The sequence below is a fragment of the Paenibacillus sp. sgz302190 genome (assembly GCF_059820445.1).
On sequence record NZ_JBZYAO010000007.1, the window covers coordinates 31,140 to 46,553 of the forward strand.

Here is a 15,414-nt window from a genome sequence, read left to right on the forward strand (position 1 = left end):
AACCGGGGCAAATTCGCGATTTCGAATCGTAACGCCCTCTCCTGCTTGCCAGACACGATGGAATGCTGCGAAAACCCCCGCAAATCCGCTGAAAACAACTTTGTGCGGAACAATAAATCAGATATATAATTCATATCAATTGAATAAAAAGCCGAATTTCTTGTTGAAAACGGGGGAACCATGTAATTTGGGGTGAATTTTGTCTCCGGCGTCAAAAAACCGGACAAATAGGGTGACTGCGCGCACCCGAATCCGTCAGCTAACCTCGTAGGCTTTACGTCAGGAACCATTTCCGAATAAGGCATTGGATTTCCAGTGTCTTTTTTTGCGTGTTCAATTGATGACAACAGGGGGATTTATGAAAAAAATAAGCATTTGGCAGCTTACGCCTCCGCAAATTCTGGTCCTTGGATTCGCCGCCATTATTTTGATCGGAGCGGGGCTGCTGACGCTTCCTTTTGCCTCGACGAGCGGCCGGTCGCTGCCTTTTATCGATGCGCTGTTTACGGCCACATCGGCGACCTGCGTAACCGGCCTCGTCGTGGTCGATACCGGGTCGGCATTTACCGTGTTCGGACAAGTCGTCATCGTCAGCCTGATCCAGATCGGCGGTCTCGGCTTCATGACGATGGCCACGCTGTTCGCCTTCGTGCTGCGCAAAAAAATTACGCTGAAGGAAAGATTGCTGCTACAGGAGGCGTTCAACCAGGGCAGTATGGAAGGGATTGTGCGGCTGATCCGCAAAGTACTTATTTATTCATTAAGCATCGAAGCGATAGCGGCGATTTTGTTCACGATCCGTTGGTCGTTCGACATGGAATTTTCGAAGGCGCTGTACTTCGGCATCTGGCATGCGGTTTCGATGTTCAACAATGCCGGATTCGACCTGTTCGGCACCGCCGATGCTCCTTTCGTCTCGCTGACCGGATACGTCAACGATTTCACGGTGAACGTCGTCGCGATGGCGCTGATCGTGCTCGGAGGTCTCGGCTTCATCGTCTTGTCCGATTTGATGGAATATCACAAAACGAAGAAACTTTCCCTGCATTCCAAAGTCGTGCTTGCCATGACGGGATTTCTGATCGTTTTCGGCGCGCTAGTGATATTTATATTCGAATACACGAACACCAAGACGTTAGGACCGCTGAATTTCGGCGGAAAAATGTTGGCTTCGTTTTTCCAATCCGTCACGCCCCGGACGGCCGGCGCGAATACGGTGGACATCGGCGCCATGCGTCAGGCGTCGCAATTTTTCATGGTGATTCTCATGTTTATTGGGGCTTCTCCCGGCTCGACGGGGGGCGGGATCAAAACGACGACGTTCACCATTCTCATTGCCGCCATCATCACGATGATCCGAGGCAAGGAAGATATCGTCATTTTCCGTTTCCGTCTGGCGAAGGACCGCATTCTCAAAGCGATTACGCTCACGATGATCGCGCTCTTTCTCGTCATATTCGTGTCCATGCTGTTATCGACGACGGAGTCCGTGCAGTTTTTGAAAATATTGTTCGAAGTGACGTCCGCCTTCGGTACTGTCGGCTTGACTATGGGGCTTACGCCGTCGCTGACCGTTTTCGGCAAAATTATGCTCAGCCTGACGATGTTCGCCGGCCGGCTCGGTCCTATAACGCTCGCTTACGCGCTGCAGCCGAAACAGGAAAAAGAATTATATAGATACCCTGAGGGTAAAATTACGATTGGTTAGGGGATACTGGAGATGAAAAAAAATCAATACGCGGTAATCGGTCTGGGCCGATTCGGATCCAGCTTGTCGAAGGAGCTGATCAAGCTGGGCTATGAGGTGCTCGGCATCGACAAGGACGAAGAAGCGGTCGACGAGATGAGCTCCGAGCTGACGCATGCGGTCGTGGCGGATGCCACGGACGAGGAAGTGCTGAAGTCGCTCGGCGTGCGCAACTTTGACTGTGCGGTCGTCGCGATCGGCGACGATATTCAGGCCAGCATTTTAACCGCTATTGTGCTGAAAGATTTGGGTGTCAAAATGGTCGTCGCCAAGGCGCTGTCCGAGCTGCACGGCAAAGTGCTGAATAAAATCGGCGTGGACCGCGTCATTTATCCGGAGCGGGATATGGGCATCCGCGTGGCGCACCAGCTCGTATCGCCTAACCTTCTGGATTACATCGAGTTGTCCAAAGATTACACGATCGTCGAGCTGTCGGTGCCCAAGCGCCTGTGCGGCAAAACGATCAAGGATCTGGACCCCCGGGCCAAATACGGATGCAGCGTCGTTGCCATCAACAAGCAAAGCGGTGTGATCATCGCGCCGCTTGCGACAGACGTTGTCAATGAAAAGGATGTTATGGTGATCATCGGGACGAATGAACAAATCGAAGAATTTGAGAGCGAAGTTATCGGATAATGGAAAATGCGTCTGCCGTCATGATTGAGCATGTCATTTTGCTGCTCTTTATTATTTTCAGTCTGGGCATGCTGCTGGGCAAAGCTGCACACCTGTTGAAGCTGCCGGATGTCGCGCTTTTTCTCGTAGGGGGCATCATTGTCGGGCAAGGCCTGGGCTGGATACAGGAATCCAACACTTCATTTACGAACCAGTTCATTCTTGCGATCGGTTCCGCTCTCATTTTGTTCGACGGCGGGCGCAACATCCGCCTCTCCGGCCTTCGCAAAGTGTGGATCACCGTCAGCCTGCTCAGCGTCCCCGGCGTTATGATTACGTGCGGGGTAGTGGCCGTGGCGGCGCACCTGCTGCTTGGCCTGCCCTGGATATACGCGATGCTGCTCGGGGCGGTCATCAGTTCGACGGACCCGGCTACGCTCATCCCCGTGTTCAAGCAGGTGAAGATCCGCCCGAAAGTCAGGGAAACTGTGGAAAGCGAATCGGCCTTTAACGATGCGACGGGATCGATTTTGACCTTTTCGCTCATTGCGGTCATCCTGGGCACCCGGGAAGTTTCGGTTGGCTCGGGAATCTGGGCGTTCGTCAAAACGGCGGCGGGAGGGCTTCTCGTCGGCGCGGCGATCGGCTTGGCCCTTGCATACTTGACCGCGCATCTGAAGCTTGGGCTGCTGCGCCAATATGCGACGATTGCGATGATCGTTGCGGCTCTCGGAGCATATATGGCGGGCGAAGCCCTCGGCGTCAGCGGATTTATGGCTACGTTTACGGCCGGGCTTATTTGGGGGAACGTGGAGACGTTCAAGCTGGACATGCAGGACAAGCTGCAGGAAATGGGCCATTTTTCGGAAAATATAACGTTAATGATGCGCATGCTCATCTTTATTTTGCTCGGCAGCCAAGTGAACTTCGCGCTGATTGCCGAACATTTATGGACGAGCCTGGGGGTTATTTTTGCGTTTATTTTTATTGCGAGGCCGTTTGCCGTGCTGGCATGCGCGCTGCCGGACCGCCGGGCGAAGTGGACGAGGAACGAGATTTTGTTCATGTTCTGGGTGCGGGAAACGGGAGTGATTCCGGCCGCGCTGTCCGGCATGATCGCCGGCGTGGGAATCAGGCACAGCGAGCTGATCGCCAGCGTAACGTTCATGGCCGTGCTGATCACGATTCTGGTCCAGGCAAGCACGACTGCCTTCGCGGCGCGCAAGCTGGGCCTTGAGGTAACGAACGGCGCTGCGGAAGCCGAACATTGAGTATGCCGTCTCCGAATGCACGATGTGCACAGGGGGCGGTTTTTTGTGTTCTAACAATAAACTAACATTTTGCTTGTTGGTTCCTGGTTTTCTATAGTATATTAAAAATGCAGCTGCTATTTTTCGACAGGTTTTTGCGAAATCTAACTGCAAGTGTAGGCTGACCTAACAAATTTCCTCACACTTTTCTAACAATAAGCATTTTGAAACAAAGGTGGGCGGACATGGACAAGGTACTGGTTATTGAAGATGATGTGATGGTTGGCGACATGGTTTCGATTTATTTGGGTGAGGAAGGTTTTCAGGTCATGAGAAAGGGGAGCGGCGAAGAAGGCCTCGATGCCGTGGGTTATTTTGAGCCCGACGTCATTTTGCTCGATTTGATGCTGCCCGATATGGACGGTTTGGAATTGTGTAAGCAAGTCCGAAAAACATCGATGGTACCTATTTTGATCGTATCGATGAAAAACAAAGTAATTGAACGTGTAAGCGCTTTAATGGCGGGGGCGGACGATTTTTTGAGCAAGCCGTTCAGTTTGCACGAGATGAGTGCAAGAATACAGGCGCTGATTCGCAGGGCCAGGGTGTATCAGGAAAGCTTGCCGGCAGGACCGGCGCTGCTGGAGCTTCCCGCCTATAAGATGAAGTCCGACGAAGGCATACAGATCGTGCACCTCGATCCGGAGACGCGGTCGATGTGGGTGCGCGGAGGGCTGGTCAATACGACCTATTCCGAATTCGAGATCATGACTTGCTTTGTCAAACACCCGGGGCGCGTGTTCAGCCGGGAAGATTTGATCAACACGGTGCGGGGATTCGATTCGTATGTAACCGACCGCGCTATTGACGTACATATTGCAAACCTGCGCAAAAAAATCGAGGATAACCCCAAGCAGCCGAAGCGGATTCGAACCGTATGGGGTGTTGGATACAAATTCGTTTTATGAAAAAAGCCTCCAAATCGCCGAACTGCCTCGCGTACACGCGGACAGCAGCGGCGGTCGGAGGCTCATTCGTTGTCCGCGAAGTAGCGGATCGCCCGGTGGGCAAAATTCATCGCCACGGGATTGTCCGAGGCTTCGACCGAGTAAATTAGCGACGTCGTCCGCTTCGTCTGCTCAAGTTCCGGCAAATTGCGCAAAATCAGCTCATTGTTCAGAATGAGATCTTCCCGCAAATAGGAGCGGGGCAGCAGCGTCGCCGTTTTGCAGGTGGACACCAGGCGGAGAATCGCTTCGAACGAGTCGATTTCCATCTGCACATTGGGAAAGACGGAGAACCGGTGGAACAGCTCGTCCATCAGAACCCGGTACCAGGTTCCCTTGGAGAACAGAATCATCGGCAGTTCGTTCAAATCGCTGACCGCAAGCGCGGGGCGGTCGATGTAGCTGTGCCCGAGCGGCAGCACGAGACACAGATGGTCGTCAAACAGCGGCTCGCAGCGCAAGCCCGAGGCGTTGATCTGCGAAGCGATCATGCCGATATCGACTTTTTTCTCTTTGACCATCGTGACGACTTCGTGCGTCTTGCCGGTCAGCAGCTTGATCTCGGTCATCGGCTGGTCTTCCAAAAAGGTTGTGATCAGGTCGGGAAGCGTGGCCTGCAGCGTTGTCAGACTGGCGCCTATCGTGATCGACACATGGTTTCCGGCCGCTTTGTACGTTTGAATCTCCTGCATGAACTTGCGCTCCAGATGGCGCAGTTCAAGGGCGTGGTCGTAGCAGAACCGGCCGACTTTCGTCAGCTCAAGCCGCTTGCCTTTGCGGATAAAGAGCTCGACGCCAAGCTCCTCCTCCAGCTTCATGATTTTGCGGGAGAGCGCGGGTTGTGACAAGTTCAAAATTTGCGAAGCTTTATTCAAGCTCGCCTGCTCGACAACAACTGCAAAAACGTCCAAAAGCTCCACAAAAAGCGCCCCTTTCCGTTATGATCGATATGCAAATAAGTTATAAGGGTATATAAAGAATCGGCACTTCCATTATAAGCGAGAAAGAGGTACCATGTATATGTCACTTCTTGTTCACAATTTTTGGGCGATCCTGCATAAACGCTCTGTATGATGGAAAAATAGGCGTGGATGAATCTGGGTTGACGCTTGTATACCGCAAGAGTACAATGGTATGTGGCTTGTCTGAAAATGTCGGATGTACTATTTTAGGGGAGGAATTGGTTCAATGACGGGTAATTCGTATTACTTTCGAAAGATCCACTCTTTGCTTGGCGTAATTCCAGTGGGTTTCTTTCTCATCGAGCATCTGCTCACGAACTACGAGGCGGTTAAGGGCCATGCCGCTTTCATCGATCAAATCAACTGGCTGAACGGGCTGCCTCTGAGGCTGTTTCTGGAAATCTTCGGCATCTGGCTGCCGCTTCTTTACCATGCCGTTTATGGCCTCTACGTAGCTTATCAAGCCCGCCATAACGTAAGCAATTACGGATACTTCCGCAATCAAATGTTTTTCCTGCAGCGTATAACGGGAATTCTTACGTTCTTGTTCGTCGCATGGCACTTTTTCGAGACACGCCTTCAAGTGGCGATCGGAAATGTGGATCATGAGGCGTTAGGCACGACGATGTATCAAATTGCGACGAATCCGGTTATGTTCACGATCTATCTGATCGGAATCCTGTCGGCTACGTTCCATTTCAGCAACGGCATGTGGTCTTTCCTGGTCAGTTGGGGAATTACGGTCGGCCCGCGCGCTCAGCGTATTTCTACCTATGTATGGCTGGGTGTGTTCGTCGTTATGTCAATCATGTTTATTATGTCTTTGACCGCATTTACGGATACTCAATTTCAGCATTTGCCTGCAGAGACACGGGCAGGGCATTAAGGGAGGGTGAACATCAATGGCTAATTCGAAAGTTATTGTCGTCGGCGGAGGCCTTGCGGGACTCATGGCGACCATTAAAGCGGCAGAAGCCGGAGTTCACGTTCAGTTGTTCTCCTTGGTTCCTGTGAAACGTTCGCATTCCGTTTGCGCGCAAGGCGGCATTAACGGTGCGGTAAATACAAAAGGTGAAGGCGACTCCACTTGGGAGCACTTTGACGATACGGTTTACGGCGGGGACTTCCTGGCCAATCAGCCGCCGGTTAAGGCGCTGTGCGATGCGGCCCCCGGCATTATTCACCTGATGGACCGGATGGGCGTTATGTTCAACCGTACGCCGGAAGGTCTTCTCGATTTCCGCCGTTTCGGCGGCACGAAGTATCACCGCACGGCATTCGCCGGAGCGACGACCGGGCAGCAGCTGCTGTACGCGCTCGACGAGCAAGTACGCCGCTGGGAGACCGCGGGTCTCGTCACCAAGTTCGAGAACTGGGAATTCCTGGGCGCTGTACTCGACGAAGAGAACATTTGCCGCGGTATTGCGGCGCAAAATCTGCGCAGCATGGAAGTGGAAACATTCCCTGCCGAAGCCGTTATTTTGGCGACAGGCGGTCCCGGCATTATTTTCGGCAAAACGACCAACTCGGTCATCAACACAGGTACGGCGGCAAGCGCGGTTTATCAACAAGGCGTAAAATACGCGAACGGCGAAATGATCCAGATTCACCCGACTGCGATTCCGGGAGACGACAAGCTGCGCTTGATGTCCGAATCGGCGCGCGGAGAAGGCGGCCGGATCTGGACGTACAAAGACGGCAAGCCTTGGTATTTCCTGGAAGAGAAATATCCGGCTTACGGCAACCTCGTTCCGCGCGATATTGCGACGCGGGAAATTTTCTCCGTCTGCGTAGACCAGAAGCTGGGCATTAACGGCGAAAACATGGTTTACCTCGACCTCTCGCATAAAGATCCGAAAGAGCTGGATGTCAAGCTCGGCGGTATTATGGAGATTTACGAGAAATTCATGGGCGACGACCCGCGCAAAATTCCGATGAAAATTTTCCCGGCGGTTCACTATTCGATGGGTGGCATGTGGGTCGACTACAACATGATGACGAACATTCCGGGGCTGTTCGCGGCCGGCGAGTGCGAATACCAGCATCACGGTGCGAACCGTTTGGGCGCCAACTCGCTCGTTTCCGCGATTTTCGACGGCATGGTTTCCGGTCCGAAAGCGGTCGAGTATATCCGCGGCTTGAGCAAGAGCTCGGAAGATATCTCCTCGACGGTGTACGACCGCGAGAGAAAACGTCATACGGACCGTTACGAGAGCCTGCTCAAAATGAACAGCGGCACCGAGAACGCATATGTGCTGCATAAAGAACTGGGCGACATGATGAATGCGAACATGACGGTAGTCCGCCACAACGACCGCCTGCAGGATACGATCAACCGGATTAAAGATATGAAAGAACGATACAACAACATCAACATCACGGACACAGCGAGATGGAACAACCAGGGCGTCGCGTTCACGCGCCAGCTGTGGAACATGTTCGAGCTGGCCGAGGCGATGACGGTCGGAGCACTGCTGCGCAACGAGAGCCGCGGCGCGCATTACAAGCCGGAATTCCCGGATCGCGACGACGAGCATTTCATGAAAACGACGATCGCCGACTGGACTCCGGACGGACCGAAAATCAGCTACGAAGATATCGACGTATCCCTGATTGCGCCGCGTAAGCGCGACTATTCGACGGACAAGAAGAAGGGAGGAAACTAATCATGGCGGATACACAAACGGCGCAAAAAACCGTGAAGTTTATCGTTACACGTCAGGAAAGCCCTGAATCCAAGCCCTACACGGAAGAGTTTGAAATCCCGTATCGCCCGAATATGAACGTGATCAGCGCGCTGATGGAAGTACAGCGCAATCCGAAAAACGCTAAAGGCGACAAAACTACGCCCGTGTGCTGGGAATCCAACTGCCTCGAAGAAGTGTGCGGAGCCTGCTCGATGGTTATCAACGGCAAGCCGCGTCAAGCGTGCTCGGCGCTGATCGACAAGCTGGAGCAGCCGGTCCGCGTAGCTCCGATGAGCACGTTCCCGGTTATGCGCGACCTGGTTATCGACCGTGGGCGTATGTTCAACGCTTTGAAAAAGGTTAAAGCGTGGGTGCCGATCGACGGTACTTACGATCTCGGCCCTGGTCCCCGCATGGCGGAATCGAAGCGTCAATGGGCGTACGAGCTTTCCAAATGCATGACTTGCGGCGTCTGCCTGGAATCTTGTCCGAACGTGAACGAAAAAACCGATTTCATCGGCCCTGCGGCGATTTCCCAGGTTCGTTTGTTCAATGCTCACCCTACGGGCGAGATGAACAAAGAAGAGCGTCTGGAAGCGCTGATGACCGACGGCGGCATCGAAGGCTGCGGAAACTCGCAAAACTGCGTGCGCTCCTGTCCAAAAGGCATTCCGCTGACGACTTCCATCGCAGCGATGAACGCCGATACGACGAAGCACTTATTCAAAAAATGGCTGGGCGTGTAAGCTGACCCCACAAAGCCCGATTCCCGTAACGATAACGGGGATCGGGCTTTTTTTACGCTCGTAATGAACCTTTTTGGCGGAGGGATTGTTTATAAGGTAAAAGCAGGAAGGAGGGGGACTATGACTGAGAGGGAACTATTCGAAATTTATAAAAAAGACGTCTATAAGACATGCTTCTTCATGCTTCATCATCCCGCTGATGCGGAAGACGTGTGCCAGGACGTATTCATGACCGTGTTCCGTCACGACTGGAGGCGGGTTGAGCATTTGAAGACTTGGTTGATGCGGGTGGCGGTGAATCACTGTTTGAATCATTTGAAAAAAATCAGCCGCTCCAAAACAAAGGAGAATAAGCTCCGGCTCCATTCCGCCACGGGTGCGGAGAAAGCCGCGGAGACGATTGCCGAAGAACGGGAATCCGCTATGGAATGCGTGCGCCTGCTTCACAGGCTGCCGGGGAAGATGAGGGCGGTCGTATCGCTCCGGTTTTTGAACGAATGCAGTTTGAATGAAATTGCGGAAATTTTGGGCATTCCGATGGGAACGGTGAAATCCCGGCTCAATAAAGGGTTGAAGCTGATGAAACATATAGTGGAAGCCGATGAGGCCAACTATGGAAAAGGCGGTGAGGCGCGTGGACAAGGTGCAGCAAAAGTTTTCTCGGTTTTTAGACGATGATGATGCAGGGCTGAAATACCCGGATTTCGATGCGATGTGGAGCCGGCTGGAACGAAGTTTGCCGGAGGCGGACGCCGCTCTGCTGCCTGTAGATATGGCTGCGCCCAAGCGGAAGCGGCACCGGAAAGTGGCTGTCCTCTCCGTTCTCGCGGCAGTTCTTGTGGCTACGCCGGTCGTTGCGGCCATCGGGAGCAAATGGGACAGCATTTTCGATCATAGGAGCGGCATCCAATCCGCTTTGCAAAAGGGTCTGGGGCAAAGCATCGAGAAATCGGTGACGCACGAAGGCGTGACGCTGACCGTACATACCGCGATTGTGGACGATAACCGGACGGTGCTGCTTTACAGCCTGAGCTCGCCGTCCGCAGCCCTTGGGGAAAGCTTGCAATTTGCCAAGATGGAGCTGCAGGACGCCCAAGGACGAGTTATTGAAGGGCGGCAAAGCTTGTTTTGGGACAAAGAAAGCAAGATGTGGAGCGGCTATTTCGAAACTGAATGGACGCCTGACGGTGTGGAAGCGGATGTGCGGTTTACGGCGAAAAACTTGCAATCTTTTTCCCGGGCGGAGCACGAGCTTGCATTTAATCCTTTTGCCGACAAGAAGCAAACTTTTGACATTCGGCAGGACGGCATTGAACAGTTGACGCTGGAGCCTTTTGTCCAGGGAGATAAATTGATGCTGGTTTCGTCGGTCAAGTTCGATCGGCCCGAGGTAAGGGGATGGATGTTTCCGCATATTGCCGCTTACAATGGGGATGCGATAATCAAGGAAGCGGGAGGCGGAGTATACGGCACTCCCGGCGACAATGGCGAGTATACGAGCCGGCAGTTTTTCCCCATTGGCGATTTGCAAAAGAGCAATGTGAACTACAAGCTCCTGTATACGAAGGAGGAGCAGCGGATCGACAAGGACTGGATGTACGAGTTGCGCTTGAATAAAGAGCAGATGATTAGCGGGACCGTGAAGCGCAGCTTGAATGTTCCGTTGGAGCATGCCGGCTCGCGAATCGTGCTGAAGGAGATGATTATAACGCCGACGCAGATCAGAATCAAGGCTAGCCATGAAAAATATGCGGGCTTCCCGTTCCTGAACTATGCTTTGGAAGTTAACGGGAATGTCCTGCCGGGCGGTATTTGGTATGAAGAGGGGCAGAACAATCCGGAAGAAACGGTTTACCGGTTCGAGGTTCCTCCCGGTGTTCAGGTGACGGCGCAAACGCCGATTACTTTTATCGCCAAGTACGAAAATATCAAGCACAAGGATGCTAAGGATCCAATCCGGCTAGAAGGGATCAGCGAAGAGAGGCAGACGATGACAACCAAGGTTGGCGGTTATGACGTCAAGTGGACCTATTACAAGCGGGACGGGAATCTCTACGTGGAGAGCGAATGCGCGGATCCGGCTTTTGGCGGCGTCAATCAGACGTATATGCGGAGTGTAGGCGAGAAAGGTCTCGTCGGCAAGCAGGTAACCGTCAATTTTGCCGGGGACGGCAACAATAAAGCGGTAGATATGTACGAGAATTATAAAGGGACGGATGCGGAACTGTATATTTACTGGTACTACACGGAAAATCCGGACAAGGAGCTGCGGGCTGGTCTTAACGAGTAGGAGATATAAAAAACACCTCAATGATGAGGTGTTTTTTTGCTTGAATGGTTTTACGTGCGACACCTCTGTGGGGGTTTGCGCGTTGGCGAATGAAGAAGCGATGATGCCGGGGTTAGCGGGAGATGAGATTATCGCAGGAAGTAATACCAGTAAGCCATTTCAATCGCTTCTCCGAGCGTTTTCGGTTCGTATGCCGCTGCATGCGTTTCAGGCGCACCGATGTTTGCAGCTACGATTGCAAAAGCCGCTACAAGCGCAATTTTGGAAATTTTTTGCACTACGGGGTGTTTGAACATTTTTTATTCGTCCTTGTATTTGTGGTACAAATGAATAATAGCACGGAAGGGACCGTAATTCTATTTTGTATGACACAAAAAGGAAATAAACTTGCAGTTGCTCGTCCGCATGATGCGGCATATCCTGCATCTGCTTGGTACCGCCTCCGCCGCATGCGTGAGAAAACTAGCATCTACTTGGTAGCGTCCCTGCGGCACGCGTGCAGAAAACCTGCATCTGTTTAGTACCACTTCGCCTCATGCATGGAGAAAAGTTGCATCTACTTGGTGCCGCCTCTGCCACATGCGCACAGAAAACCTGCAAAAGTACAGTTTTTTGCTCGCGGATGCGGCCGCATCGTAAAATTCCTGCGATTGTGCAGGTTCTTCAGCCCATCCGTGGGATTGGGCCCGTTTTAATCAGGAATTCCTGCGCAATCGCAGGCTTTTCCCGAAAACGGACCGTTTCCATCGAAAAAGCCTGCACTTTTGCAGGTTTTCGGGTTGTCAAACGAACTGCGCACAGAAAACCTGCAAAAGTACAGTTTTTTGCTCGGTGGATGCGCCCGCAACGCAAAATTCCTGCGAATGTGCAGGTTCTTCAGTCCATCCGTGGGGTAGGGCCCGTTTTAATCGGGAATTCCTGCACAATCGCAGGCTTTTCCCGAAAACGGACCGTTTCCATCGAAAAAGCCTGCACTTTTGCAGGCTTTCGGTTCACCAAACGAGCCGCACCCATGGAAAAAGCCCGCGAGGCACAATCGCAGGCTCCCCGGGCGGGCCGGGCTGCCTAGCGGTTGTGCCCATCTATCCGTACTCGTCAAGCTTCTTCGCGCAAAACCTTGATGATCGCGGCAACTTTCTCGCTGCCGTAGCCTGCGGCCATCGCTTTCCCGAAGAGTCCCGCGGCGAACTCGGGAAACTCGGCGTTGATCTTCGCTTCCCGGGCTTGCTTCAAGAACATTTCCAGACCGACCGCAGAAGTTGCTATGGAACTCTCCGGGTTTCCGAAGTCTCCGTGCTGGACGGCTTCGCCCATTCGCTTGATCATTTCCCCGATCATCGGGGCGATCGTGAACAGCATCGATCCGAGGGCATCCACGCGCAGCCCCTCCGATTCGAGAATGCGCGCGCCGTGCAGGAATCCGAGGAACGAGCCGTACAAATAGGAGAGAAACCCCAAGTCGAACGCCGACGCTGCTCCGGCCTGCTCTCCCAGATAGGGCGCGTTCCCGGCCAAACTTTTGAGTATGGGCTCGGCTTGCTGAAAAGCGGCGTGCGCGCCGGATACGAAAATAGTCGTATCAGGCCTTCCCATCTGCTGCGGAGTTGCGGCTATGGCGCCGTCGAGATAGCTGGCGCCGCGCTCCCGCGCCCATGCCTCAAGGTCTCTAGCCTCCCGTGGGCTGCCGGTGGTAAGCTGAATCAGCAAGCGGCCGTCAAGGGCGGAAACAACTTCTTGCGCTTCCAGTATGCTGTATGAAGTTTCATAATTGGCTACGCATACGATCGTGACAGGGCTTGCGCCAACCGCGGAGGCCGCACTCAAAGCCGGCATCGCTCCTTCCTCTGCAAGCAGGAGGGCTTTATCGCTCGTCCGGTTCCAGACCGTGACGCGGCAGCCGCTCTTGAGCAGCGCCCTGGCAATCGCTATGCCCATGGGTCCCAAACCGATAACGGATATATCGTTCATCACTATTTTCCTCCAATATTTGTAGTGACCTTGACATTATTGTTATGCTTTATAATAGAGTTCGACATTTACGGCAAGGGGGTATGCTCGTTGAAAATCAGTCAATTGTCGAAAACAACCGGCGTCAGCGCCAGATCAATCAGGCATTATGAAAAGAAAAAACTAATTCTTGTCAGGCGCCTGGATAACGATTACCGGGAATTCGATGAATCTGCGGTCGAGCGCATCCGAACGATCCGGAGCTATCTGGGCATGGGTCTGACTACGGAAGAAATCGGTCAAGTTTTGAGCTGTAAGGACCGTTCGCCCGAAACAAACGGATTTTGCGAAGAAATGCTGACAGCTTACGAAGATAAATTGGATAAAATCAATCAGCAAATGAACTCTCTGGCCGCACTGCAGCGCCGGTTGGAGAAACAAATCCGCATCATGAAGAAAAAGCGGGACCGACTAGTCGCACAGCCATAATGGCCAATCATCAGCCTCCTTTTATACGTGCTCAAAACGTATTCTAAAGCATGGCACTAATGTAAACGTCAATAGGTCATATAAAAAAGAAACATGCAGCCGTCTTCCCGGGGGAAGGCAGAGTGCATGTTTTTTTGTGTCATACCTTTTTGGATTCGGCGGCAGAGCCGGTAAACTGCGGGGGAGAAGATGAAACTGCGTATAGTTTTTCATACTGCTTGCTTGCTGCTGTAAAGGGATGCGGGGACGGGGGAGCAGTTACAGGGGATGTTGCAGGAGTATTATCTAACATGCTAATGTGAAAGTGAACGGAATACATCAAATCCACCTCCAAATAGGTCTTTATATGTAATATATTATTACATTATCAAGCAAAATTCAATAGTAAAATAAATTTATGTTATGTATATTGACATGAACGAAAGTTCTCAGTATGATAGAAACAAATCCATTCGACAACCGCATAGCATTATGTTTTCTAGGGTTCCGCGAGCAGCGTCGTTCTGCCGGTCTGGTCCAAGAGAAGACACACGGTGGCGATCACTCAATCACTGTGCACACGGAGGGACAAAAGCCCGGGAGGATATCAGAACTTGATATCGTTCCGGGCTTTATTTTTTTACTAGGAGAGAGGGAGAACGGAATGAAAAAAAGTCGGGTATGTTTGATGCTGGTTCTTGTATGTATGATCTTGGTAGCAAGCGCCTGTTCAGGCGGCAAGCAAGCGAACGTGGCGCAAGCCGGGGGGAAAGAACCGATAAAAATCGCGCTAAGCCCTTGGCCGGGCTGGTTCGTATGGTATTTGGTCAAAGAGAAAGGCTTTTTCGAGAAAAACGGTGTTAACGCAGAGCTGGTCTGGTTTCCGGTATACAGTGACTCCTTGTCGGCTCTGGCTTCGGGCAAGGTGGATGCGAACAGCCAAACGCTCAGCGACACGCTCGCGCCCGCCAGCAAAGGAATCGGCGTGAAAGCCGTTCTTGTGAACGACAATTCCAACGGCGGCGACGGGGTCGTCGTGAAGCCCGGAATTACGTCTTTGCAGGATTTGAAAGGGAAAAAGGTCGCCACCGAGCTGGGCACGGTTGACCATCTATTGATGCTGACGGCGCTGGAAAAAGCCGGGCTGGCCGAAAAAGACGTTGCCTACACGAATATGACGGTCAATGACGCGGGTCCAGCCTTTATTTCCGGCAATCTCGATGCGGCCGTGCTGTGGGAGCCGTTCTTGAGCAAAGCGCTTCAGGAGGGCAAAGGGAAGCTGCTTTTCTCGTCGGCGGATACGCCCGGGCTCATTCCCGATCTGCTCGTTTTCAAAGAAGAAATTACGAAAAACAGGCCGGACGATGTGAAAAAAATACTTAACGCCTGGTTCGACGCTTTGGATTACTGGAAGGCGAATCCCGAGGAATCGCTGCAAATTATGGCCAAAGCCGCGGAAACGCCGCTGGAGGAGTACAAGGCCGGAGTGAACAGCGTGAAAATTTTCCAGATTGACGATAATGTGAAAGCTTTTCAAAAAGCCGACTCGTTGACATCGCTGCATTTCACGGCGCAAAAAACGGCGGAGTTTCTGAAAGGGCTGGATATGCTGTCCGCCGTTCCGAAGCCGGAGTCGTTCCTGGATGGGCACTTTGTCGAGGAAGTGGCGAAAGAACGCAAGAAATAACAGGGGAA

General features: G+C 52.5%; 14 protein-coding genes and 2 riboswitches. Of the genes, 11 read left to right on the forward strand and 3 right to left on the reverse strand.

All coding sequences use genetic code 11. The features are described from left to right. Nucleotides 1–139: 139 nt before the first annotated feature. Nucleotides 140–289: riboswitch (cyclic di-AMP (ydaO/yuaA leader) on the forward strand. 69 nt (nucleotides 290–358) lie between these two features. The 4 genes from AC6RNO_RS10530 to AC6RNO_RS10545 all read left to right on the forward strand — a co-directional run bounded on the left by AC6RNO_RS10530 (nucleotide 359) and on the right by AC6RNO_RS10545 (nucleotide 4,580). Further along, the gene (locus tag AC6RNO_RS10530) at nucleotides 359–1,708 is read left to right on the forward strand and encodes a TrkH family potassium uptake protein (RefSeq protein WP_497105406.1); all 1,350 of its coding nucleotides are present in this window, start codon (nucleotides 359–361) and stop codon (nucleotides 1,706–1,708) included. Between the two features lie 12 nt (nucleotides 1,709–1,720). Beyond that, nucleotides 1,721–2,383 carry a potassium channel family protein gene (locus AC6RNO_RS10535; protein WP_474680126.1) on the forward strand — a complete coding sequence of 221 codons (663 nt, stop codon included), beginning with the start codon at nucleotides 1,721–1,723 and terminating at the stop codon, nucleotides 2,381–2,383. Beyond that, entirely contained in the window at nucleotides 2,383–3,633 is a 1,251-nt protein-coding gene (locus tag AC6RNO_RS10540) for a cation:proton antiporter domain-containing protein (RefSeq protein WP_497105407.1), read from the forward strand. The genes AC6RNO_RS10535 and AC6RNO_RS10540 overlap by 1 nt, the downstream gene beginning before the upstream one ends. A 224-nt stretch (nucleotides 3,634–3,857) precedes the next feature. Then, entirely contained in the window at nucleotides 3,858–4,580 is a 723-nt protein-coding gene (locus AC6RNO_RS10545) for a response regulator transcription factor (RefSeq protein ID WP_474680128.1), read from the forward strand. A gap of 62 nt (nucleotides 4,581–4,642) precedes the next feature. Here the strand turns inward: AC6RNO_RS10545 and AC6RNO_RS10550 are convergent, their stop codons facing one another. Beyond that, nucleotides 4,643–5,539, reverse strand: a complete 897-nt coding sequence (locus AC6RNO_RS10550) for a LysR family transcriptional regulator (RefSeq protein WP_474680129.1) — start codon at nucleotides 5,537–5,539, stop codon at nucleotides 4,643–4,645. A 268-nt stretch (nucleotides 5,540–5,807) separates the two neighbouring features. Here AC6RNO_RS10550 and AC6RNO_RS10555 point away from each other — a divergent pair, with 268 nt between their 5' ends. The 5 genes from AC6RNO_RS10555 to AC6RNO_RS10575 all read left to right on the forward strand — a co-directional run bounded on the left by AC6RNO_RS10555 (nucleotide 5,808) and on the right by AC6RNO_RS10575 (nucleotide 11,304). After that, nucleotides 5,808–6,467, forward strand: coding sequence for a succinate dehydrogenase cytochrome b558 subunit (locus tag AC6RNO_RS10555; protein ID WP_474680130.1), 660 nt, complete (start codon nucleotides 5,808–5,810; stop codon nucleotides 6,465–6,467). Nucleotides 6,468–6,483: 16 nt separating this feature from the next. Further along, nucleotides 6,484–8,247, forward strand: a complete 1,764-nt coding sequence (gene sdhA / locus AC6RNO_RS10560) for a succinate dehydrogenase flavoprotein subunit (protein ID WP_497105408.1) — start codon at nucleotides 6,484–6,486, stop codon at nucleotides 8,245–8,247. 2 nt (nucleotides 8,248–8,249) lie between these two features. Continuing rightward, entirely contained in the window at nucleotides 8,250–9,014 is a 765-nt protein-coding gene (gene sdhB, locus AC6RNO_RS10565; protein WP_474680132.1) for a succinate dehydrogenase iron-sulfur subunit, read from the forward strand. 120 nt (nucleotides 9,015–9,134) lie between these two features. After that, entirely contained in the window at nucleotides 9,135–9,692 is a 558-nt protein-coding gene (locus tag AC6RNO_RS10570; protein WP_474680133.1) for an RNA polymerase sigma factor, read from the forward strand. Further along, entirely contained in the window at nucleotides 9,628–11,304 is a 1,677-nt protein-coding gene (locus tag AC6RNO_RS10575) for a DUF4179 domain-containing protein (protein ID WP_488435191.1), read from the forward strand. The genes AC6RNO_RS10570 and AC6RNO_RS10575 overlap by 65 nt, the downstream gene beginning before the upstream one ends. 128 nt (nucleotides 11,305–11,432) lie before the next feature. Here AC6RNO_RS10575 and AC6RNO_RS10580 read toward each other — a convergent pair whose 3' ends face one another. Together AC6RNO_RS10580 and AC6RNO_RS10585 are read right to left on the reverse strand one after the other, a co-directional pair. Further along, nucleotides 11,433–11,600: a hypothetical protein gene (locus AC6RNO_RS10580; protein WP_474680135.1), complete on the reverse strand. Its 168-nt coding sequence runs from the start codon at nucleotides 11,598–11,600 to the stop codon at nucleotides 11,433–11,435. Between the two features lie 799 nt (nucleotides 11,601–12,399). Then, nucleotides 12,400–13,272 (reverse strand): NAD(P)-binding domain-containing protein, encoded by an 873-nt coding sequence (locus AC6RNO_RS10585; RefSeq protein ID WP_497105409.1) that lies wholly within the window; start codon nucleotides 13,270–13,272, stop codon nucleotides 12,400–12,402. A 90-nt stretch (nucleotides 13,273–13,362) separates the two neighbouring features. Here AC6RNO_RS10585 and AC6RNO_RS10590 point away from each other — a divergent pair, with 90 nt between their 5' ends. Continuing rightward, nucleotides 13,363–13,740: a MerR family transcriptional regulator gene (locus tag AC6RNO_RS10590; protein ID WP_497105410.1), complete on the forward strand. Its 378-nt coding sequence runs from the start codon at nucleotides 13,363–13,365 to the stop codon at nucleotides 13,738–13,740. A gap of 467 nt (nucleotides 13,741–14,207) precedes the next feature. Beyond that, a riboswitch (guanidine-I (ykkC/yxkD leader) is annotated at nucleotides 14,208–14,324 on the forward strand. 59 nt (nucleotides 14,325–14,383) lie between these two features. Then, complete coding sequence (locus tag AC6RNO_RS10595; protein ID WP_497105411.1) at nucleotides 14,384–15,406, forward strand: aliphatic sulfonate ABC transporter substrate-binding protein; 1,023 nt, start codon at nucleotides 14,384–14,386, stop codon at nucleotides 15,404–15,406. Nucleotides 15,407–15,414: the final 8 nt, after the last annotated feature.